Origin of the sequence: Burkholderia sp. BCC1047 (genome assembly GCF_902833155.1) — a bacterium.
GTDB lineage: Bacteria > Pseudomonadota > Gammaproteobacteria > Burkholderiales > Burkholderiaceae > Burkholderia > Burkholderia sola.
Genome location: NZ_CADFEH010000072.1, coordinates 1 through 7,590, shown reverse-complemented (window position 1 = coordinate 7,590; position 7,590 = coordinate 1). Strand labels below are relative to the sequence as shown.

Sequence of the window (7,590 nt, the reverse complement as noted above, 5' to 3'; positions counted from 1 at the left end):
GAGGCGTCTCAACGAGCGTCCGCGTAAGACGCTAAACTTTGACACACCCGCCCAGCGGTTCCATCAATCCGTTGCATCGACCGGTTGAATCCGCAGTCACTTGGTTTTCCCGATAGCGGTCAGTCAACACGGCGCAGGCGCTCCGAGAATCAGAGTAAGTGCACCCGTTTGGCTGCATGCCCACGGTGTGAGAATTCCACCAAGCAGGATTGAACTGACCACGGATCACGTTTTCTGGCCATGTCGCACATTCGCGGACACATCCCTAAGCATATGTGCGAAAGTCATCGTGACGCGAGTCCGTCCAGTCCCCTTCGGCCATAGCAAGCCAAGCTTTCGGGACAATTCCGGATGCGTTATAGGTATCAGGTTGATGTTTTCGAAGCCTGCTCCGGCACGTTCAGGAACGACGGTTGCAAGCTTGCCTTCCGCAGCGACCGCAAGAAGCGACACCGTGGTATCCATTTCTACGACTACCCGCGGTTGCACTTTGGCAGCCCTGAACGCATCTTCAATTAGGATGCGCGTCGAAAACTTTGGCGCGAGGAGCGCAAGGGGAATCGAATCAAGCGTTTTCCATTGAATCCGGTGCTTTTGTGCGAATGGGTGGTCCCGACCGACGGCCAAGACAAGTCTCTCCGTGAAAAGATACTGGGATTCAACGTCGTTCCGTGAAGCGGGATGGAATGCAATACCGAGATCGAGTGTACCCAGTGCCAACTTTTCCTCAAGCTCCGCCGCGAGAAGATCCTGAACCACGATCCGAACCTTCGGATACTGCTGATTGAAGGACGAGACTGCCCCAGGCAGAAATGAAAGCGGAAATACCGGGATAGCGCCCAAAGTAAAGGTACCTGCGTCGAGCTCGTTGAGTTCCTGCATGGCACGCTTGGCTCGCATCGTTTCGTTGCACACGCGCGCCGCATAGTCGTGAAAAACCCGGCCTGCCTGTGTGAGGCGAATGGTTCGCCCAACTCTGTCGAACAACACGATGCCCAGTTGCTCTTCGAGCTGACGAAGGGCGTGCGACAGCGTGGATTGCGCAACGCACATCTTTTCAGCTGCCCGTGAAAGGTTGTTGAACTCAACAATAGCCAGGAAATAGCGAAGGTGGCGAAGTTCCATATGTCTCTCGCTGGACCATTGATCTGCGTAACACTATCGATCGATAGTATCGAACAATTGTATCGAATTAATTCATTTTCCCGATCATCACGACCTAAGTACCATCACGAGTCGACACTCATCGATATCCCGATTGATCGATGAGCGAGCTCGTCACGCGTGATTGGTGCGCACGACTGACGGCATCATGTCAATCGGCATCACATTGGAGTACCTAATGAGCGACACCCTTGTGCGACACCGTACCCCCGCGCACCTCGAAGCATCGTGGGCACGAGAATTTTCGGAAGCAATTGAGGTCCCCGCGAACGCGAAAACTATCACGTTGAGTGGGGTAGGCGCGCTGCCGGCGAGTCTCGACGGCGATCCGCACACGGTAAGCTATTTCGGCGATTTGAAAACGCAAACGAAAAGCGTGTTGGATCAGATTCAGCGAATCCTCGAAGGTAAAGGGTATACATTAGGCGACGTGATTACCGTGCAGGCTCTTTTCGTTGCTGAGCCCGGGAAAAATGGTGTGCCAGACTACGGCAGTTTTTCGAGCGTCTATGCCGAGTATTTCGGCTCGGCAGCACAACCTCATCTGCCCACCCGGACTCGTGCACAGGTAGTGGGACTTGTCGAACCAGGGTGGTTGGTCGAAGTGACCGTGACAGCGTCGATGGTCGTGAAGGTCTGATCGCACCACCATCGATCTGATCTTTTTTCATCGATTCTAATTCATTGTCGACAATCCAGGCGCGGCAGTCGAAGGGCGGTTCATGGCCGAGTTGCAGCCTCTTGCCATCGCCGACAACTGGCCCGATGGCGAACTTGGAGCAGTCCCGTTCAGGCCGCTGGTAAACTCGGGCTGCCAAAGCAACTTTCCCGGTCACATGAGCACGCAACCCACGGCAGTACTGCAACCGTCACTCCAATGATGCAGCAGTACCTGCGCCTTACCTGACAAGACTCTGCACGCAAACCTACGCCACGACCTACGCTTATACGACGAGGTGATCAGCAAGGCACCACGACGACACGAGGCCAGCGCTTTCGGTATTGTTTTGCCTCAATACGTTTCCGGTAGGTCTCGACACTAACGCGCTGGGGATTTCGGCGAACCACCATCGCGAAGAGGTCGTCGAGCCCATGCGGCGCGATAACCTCGATCGAATCGTCGCCACGAAGGACCACTCCGATTGAGGTCGCGAATTCCGGCCATGATGCGACAGCGTCTTTGAGAGAATGTAGCGGTGCAACTTGATGGCCGAATGTTCGCTCGAACCAGATGTGGACGGCCGCTTGATTGGTAACCTCCCACGGCACACGTGGGAGCATGTCAGACAACCGGCGCTGAAGGCTCAGGTCCCGCGTAGCTGAGAAATCGTTCGGATCAAAGTGAGCGACATCAATGTCCGACAGCGCGGATGGCGGCTGAAATGCGTGCAGTTCATCCCAAACAAGATTGCGTATCGCCCCTGCTCCGATACACCACGAGTGAAGATTCAAACTACGGGCAGCCACAAGCGCCGGCCAGAACCATTCCGACTGTCGTACGATCGTCACGAGGCGCGCTTCCAAGTCCGCTGCCGACATAGATCATTACTCTCTATTTTCAAAATGATAACGCTGGGAGGCACTGTGCGTGATCGAACGGCCGCCGGTGGGGGGAAACTCCGGCTTGACCTGCGATTGATGCTGATCTCGGCGGCATACGCTAATGCCCATGCCTTCGCTTTCTGCGGACTGGCCGTTACCGACCCGGTCGAACCCCAACAGAAATAGCAGACTCAAACCCTTCGAACTCCCGCCTTCCCTGAAGGATCGTGATCTTCATATGGTACAGCCCCGGCCGCAAAACAGAAGAATAGATCGTGCGATCATATGCGCCGCTAAGATTGGCGCCGAGCTCGTGCGCAGCAATACCCTCAATAGTTCTGTCGACATTAATCGACGCGTTTCCAGTGGTGGCCGTCAGTGTCAAATTGGCACGTTGCACGACGCCAGGATTGGCATACTCGCCGGTATGCAAACGGCCGCCATCCCCCACCAATGTGACGAGTCGCTTTCGCTCTTCTTCGTTTTTGTAGCGAAATGCGAGGTAAAAGATATACAAACGCGCCTCGGTTATTTCGACTTCTGCGCTTGCCGATGCCCCGGACCTACTTGCATCTATTGGAAGAAAAACCTCATATATTTTACTTGTCGCGACACTGCAAATCGGCATCGCAGCGAAAGCCAATATGAATAGAAAGCCTATACGCCGACCTATCGATCTTGTCGCTTTCATCGCCGCTCCCGGGACAACCCCTCATGCCATTGTTCGAAACGCCAAGTTCCGCGGCTGCCCTCGGGGTGAAGAGGTCGCGGAAGATAGCTAGAACGCGGTTGCGCTGCCGCCAATGATTCGATTGTCGACGATCGCGGCCTCGATGTCGACGGCCCGTTCATGGCTGCCGATAGCTGAAGCCGCCAACGCTGACGACTGGCCGGATGGCGAACTTCGAGCGGTCCCGTGTGGCCGCTGGTAAACTCGGGCAGCCAAAGCAACTTTTCCCGGTCACATGAGCATGCGACCCACCGCAGCACCTGCACCCGTCACCCCAATGATGCAGCAGTACCTGCGCCTTATCTGACAAGGCTAGATACGCAAAGCTACGCCAAGACTTACGCCACCCCGTCGGTCAGGAGATGGAATGACGCGCGGCATTCGGCCACTGCTACAGCAAACTCGTTGCGGCCAGAGCAGCCCGCTATCAGCGGGCTTTTCGTTGTCTATGCATTCGCGGTCCACATCCATTTGCAATACTGCGTCCCATATCCGATGATGAATGGGCGACACACATGATAGGCGCGTCCGCGACATTCTTTGCCCCCGTCGGGCATATACGACCACCGCTTTCGAAGCCTTCCGACAGGAGGTGCAATATGGAAAAAATGCGGCAAATCAATCCAAGATCTTCGTCAGCCTACTCGTTCTCCATGTCCTTCTTGCGCTCTGTCTGCTGGTATCGATTGTTTCGTTTGGGTTTGCGTCGATTCTAATCATCGGTCTCGTTACGGTCGGTTGCGGCCTCTTACTTAGCCGGATTAGTCGCGATAGCCATGCGGCGCGTCACATAATCAAGAGCCGCGGTGGCAAGGTGTATCTGTACTGCATGCGGGGTATTGTGGCGTGTGCAGTGCTCGTTTTGGTTGTACCGAACTACTTAGGAATATTTACACATCACCGTTAAACAGATGCTTGACGGGGCCCGATGCGCAAACCTACGCCAAGTCCTGCGCTCGCCCATCACTACCCATCGGCCTGTCTCTGACGTACGGGGCAGCGAAGTCGGCGTCGAAAGTGCCCTTCCATGAGCGCACGCGCATCGAAGTAGAGTAGTAATACTCATAGTTTGTGCGCGGAATCTGGTCCACCCGGACTGCGACGCTTGCAAAAACCCCGTCTCGTATAGTTGCATCGCCCGTGCAAATGTATGAGACCACGGCAAGGTGTTCGTCCAGTATCTTCCGGATGAACTCGACTGCACCACCGGCCTCTTCGGCATTGCCCAGAACGGAGAAGAAATGCCGATGGGTTGCTGCGTAAAAAACCGTCACCTCGTCGTTGTACAAGGAAGAAACCTCTAAGGGGCCACCTTTCGATCCTGCGAGCGACGGCACCCGAACATTGAAATAATTCTCGCCAGCGCGGGCAACAATAGAGAAATGGCTCCTCCAGCTCGGGAAGGCTGAGAGAAGGTCTCCGGCCATTTGGCGAGAAAAGGGCTCAAGCAATTCGATCAAGGTGGCTCCCCCGCAGCTCGCGAATAGCGCAACGCGATCAATGACAATCCTACGCCAGAAGTCGATCGACCTCTGCTGGCCGATAATCACCTGTCTTGATCATCGGAAATTGGCCGAAAGGCGAACTTCGCTCTCTCACATTGGAGCCACTGGTAAACTTCGGCAGCCAAAGCAACTTTTCCCGGGCACATGAGCGCGCAACCAGCAGCAGCACCTGCCCCCGTAACTCCAATGATGCAGCAGTACCTGTGCCCTGTCTGACAAGGCTTGGCACATAAACCTACGCCGAGATCTACACCCCAGCCTTTGGCTCGTCATTGTGCAGGACGGTCGCTGCGCATGACCAGATTTCCCTTTAGCGCCGCGCTCATTGGCATGTCGAGATTCGCGCCACGCGGCGGAATCGGTGATTCGAACCACTTTGCGTACAGGCGAGTGAATTCACCATTTTTCATGAGCCGAGTGAGCGTGCCATCGACGAGTCGCTTGAACGCAGGATCGTCTTTGCGCACCATACATGCGTAGGGCTCCACCTGCAACGCGTCCCCTGTCACGACCCACATGCTCGGGTCCCCCGCGTTCGCCCTCAGCCCGTAAAGCAGAACATCATCTAGCGCGAGTGCTGCCGCCTTGTCGTCCGCGACGATCTTTAGTGCCTCTGCATAGTCCTTTGTCAGCACGACTTCGGCATCGATGTGCTGTGCTTCGAGTTGGCGTCGCAGCGTTTTTTCGTTCGTACTTCCACCGACTGTCACGACAGCCTTATGCGCGAGGTCGGCATAGTCGCTGATGCGCGACGCCTGTTTCGCCATCAGGCGCGTACCGGCATAAAAGTAATTGATCGAAAACGCGACGTCCTTGCCGCGAGCCGATGTATTTGTCGTCGATCCGCACTCCAGGTCGTAAGAACCATTGACGAGCAGCGGAATTCGATTTTGACCGGTAACCGGCACGTAAGCGACCCTCAGGTCCGGTCTGCGAAGTGCCTTGCGAACGTCGTCGACGATTGCTTCGGTTACGTCTATCGAAAAGCCGACGGCTTTATGCGGTGTCAGCAGATAGCTGAACGGCACGGCGGCTTCCCTGTACGAAACGACGATTTGATTGGACCGGGAGATTTTGTCTAACGTCTGCGCACAGGCAGTCGTCGACGTGACATACCCCGCGAATAGTGCGGCGAGCATGCAAAAGGATTGATGTCTCATGATGCCTCTGTTCATGACGTTTACCCCGCAAAAGCTCGATTTCCCGAGCCGTTTCCGTCAGTATCAGGCCGCGCGTCGCATCCCTCACCGCGCGTCCATCAAGTTCGACGTGAATTTACTTTAAGCGGGGTCAATCGCCCGCGATTGACTCAGTCAACGGTCTGACAGCGTTCCCGATTGCGGCCATTCAGCCTCATGTTTTTCCGACTGCGAGCGGCAGCAGTCGCTGTGGGAATCATGCTAAGGCGGGGCGACACGCTTAGTCATCGGCACGCAAGCCAATTCCAGCCCGCGGGATGTTCGATACGTCGAAATGGAATCCCCCGCCCAACCACAATAACGATAAAAAGGTGCCGCGTTCAGCGTGGCATCGAGCCGCATCAAGGCAAGTCCCTGATCGCGAGCCAACGCTTCGAGCAACTGCAGCATCTGGCGTCCGATACCACGCCCCATGTGAGACGGCCGGACGAAAATTGCATCTACATGCCAGCTTGCGGCGGTAAGCATCCCGGTGCCAACGACCAATCCCTCGTCGACGGCTACGTAAAAGTCGCGTTCGACAACGCTGGCCCATTTGTCGGTTGGTGAGCCGTCAACCCACGCCGACAGGGATGCTTTCGGATAATCTTTAGCGCACGCGGCAAGCACTGAAGTCTTTCGAATATCCCACGCATCGAGCACGTCGCCACTGGTGGCTTTGCGTATCGTCAGCATTGGGAGTTCCTCGGCGCGAGCAGCCGAGACCAGGCGTCGATAAGACTCAGACTCTGGAAAACAGATACTTTGTCGTGCATGTAACCACTCCTGTTTGAGCCAATATAAAACGGAGCGGTCGAAAAGATACGGCCCCGTCATGACTGGCGGGGCCGTTGAGGAAATCTATGTGTGATGTATGAACGTCACGATTCCCACGACTCGCCAGTGGCGGTCATGGTGCACATCATAAAATTGCGCGTGTCGTAGTTCATAAGGGGAGAATGCCGTTCTAGAGCGTAGCTGTCAATAGCGATCTCAAGATTGTCACCGGTTCAGGCAACGACCACGAGCGGCTCCAATTGGCCGCCAACCAACGGATGCAGCCGGCGGTTGCCGACCCTGAGCGGTCGACGGAATATCTACAAAGCGGTCAGTCGATCATGTCTCGGGTAAGTCCGATCCCCACATACGACGTGGCGTTTCCCGAGCCATGCTGCGTTGCGATCTACGTAGTTTGTCCCGGTTCGGGCACGGAAGATGTTTTGAATGCATGGGGATATTCGTGGCGAAACCAATCTTTCACCTGATCGTGGTTGAGCGCAAAGAATTCGCGCGATCGCGGTATCAGGACAAAACCAAAAGCAAGCATGTTGATTTGCATGGAATCCTGACCCACGATTTGCATTGAATTCTGACCCACCCCTTGGACCAGCTTTGCGGGTTATTCGGTGGGTATCTGGGTCTTCTTTCTCTCCTTTTTTGGCTGTGTCGTGCTGTTTCTGAAACGATAGCT

The 7,590-nt window shown here is 55.4% G+C and carries 9 protein-coding genes; 2 read left to right on the top strand and 7 right to left on the bottom strand.

Annotation, left to right across the window (positions count from 1 at the left end; translation table 11 throughout):
* Nucleotides 1-225: 225 nt before the first annotated feature.
* On the bottom strand, nt 226-1,125 hold the full coding sequence (locus tag HWX55_RS35775; RefSeq protein WP_175979085.1) for a LysR substrate-binding domain-containing protein: 900 nt from the start codon (nt 1,123-1,125) through the stop codon (nt 226-228).
* A gap of 217 nt (nt 1,126-1,342) precedes the next feature.
* Between HWX55_RS35775 and HWX55_RS35770 the strand changes: the two genes are divergently transcribed.
* Nucleotides 1,343-1,804 (top strand): Rid family hydrolase, encoded by a 462-nt coding sequence (locus HWX55_RS35770; protein WP_175979084.1) that lies wholly within the window; start codon nt 1,343-1,345, stop codon nt 1,802-1,804.
* 320 nt (nt 1,805-2,124) lie between these two features.
* On the opposite strand, the gene HWX55_RS35765 is transcribed toward HWX55_RS35770, so the two are convergent.
* From HWX55_RS35765 to HWX55_RS35750, 4 genes are all read right to left on the bottom strand, one after another.
* Entirely contained in the window at nt 2,125-2,673 is a 549-nt protein-coding gene (locus HWX55_RS35765) for a nucleotidyltransferase family protein (protein ID WP_244140709.1), read from the bottom strand.
* A gap of 187 nt (nt 2,674-2,860) precedes the next feature.
* On the bottom strand, nt 2,861-3,397 hold the full coding sequence (locus HWX55_RS35760; RefSeq protein ID WP_175979082.1) for a DUF5625 family protein: 537 nt from the start codon (nt 3,395-3,397) through the stop codon (nt 2,861-2,863).
* Between the two features lie 977 nt (nt 3,398-4,374).
* Nucleotides 4,375-4,896 carry a hypothetical protein gene (locus HWX55_RS35755; protein ID WP_175979081.1) on the bottom strand — a complete coding sequence of 174 codons (522 nt, stop codon included), beginning with the start codon at nt 4,894-4,896 and terminating at the stop codon, nt 4,375-4,377.
* Nucleotides 4,897-5,210: 314 nt separating this feature from the next.
* Nucleotides 5,211-6,101: an amino acid ABC transporter substrate-binding protein gene (locus tag HWX55_RS35750; protein WP_175979080.1), complete on the bottom strand. Its 891-nt coding sequence runs from the start codon at nt 6,099-6,101 to the stop codon at nt 5,211-5,213.
* On the opposite strand from HWX55_RS35750, the gene HWX55_RS36395 reads away from it, so the two are divergent.
* Nucleotides 6,100-6,225, top strand: coding sequence for a hypothetical protein (locus HWX55_RS36395; RefSeq protein WP_279612710.1), 126 nt, complete (start codon nt 6,100-6,102; stop codon nt 6,223-6,225). The two genes, HWX55_RS35750 and HWX55_RS36395, sit on opposite strands and share 2 nt — an antisense overlap.
* Nucleotides 6,226-6,341: 116 nt before the next feature.
* On the opposite strand, the gene HWX55_RS35745 is transcribed toward HWX55_RS36395, so the two are convergent.
* Both HWX55_RS35745 and HWX55_RS35740 read right to left on the bottom strand, forming a co-directional pair.
* Nucleotides 6,342-6,815, bottom strand: a complete 474-nt coding sequence (locus HWX55_RS35745) for a GNAT family N-acetyltransferase (RefSeq protein ID WP_175979079.1) — start codon at nt 6,813-6,815, stop codon at nt 6,342-6,344.
* Nucleotides 6,816-7,302: 487 nt separating this feature from the next.
* Nucleotides 7,303-7,458 carry a hypothetical protein gene (locus tag HWX55_RS35740; protein ID WP_244140708.1) on the bottom strand — a complete coding sequence of 52 codons (156 nt, stop codon included), beginning with the start codon at nt 7,456-7,458 and terminating at the stop codon, nt 7,303-7,305.
* Nucleotides 7,459-7,590 lie beyond the last annotated feature (132 nt).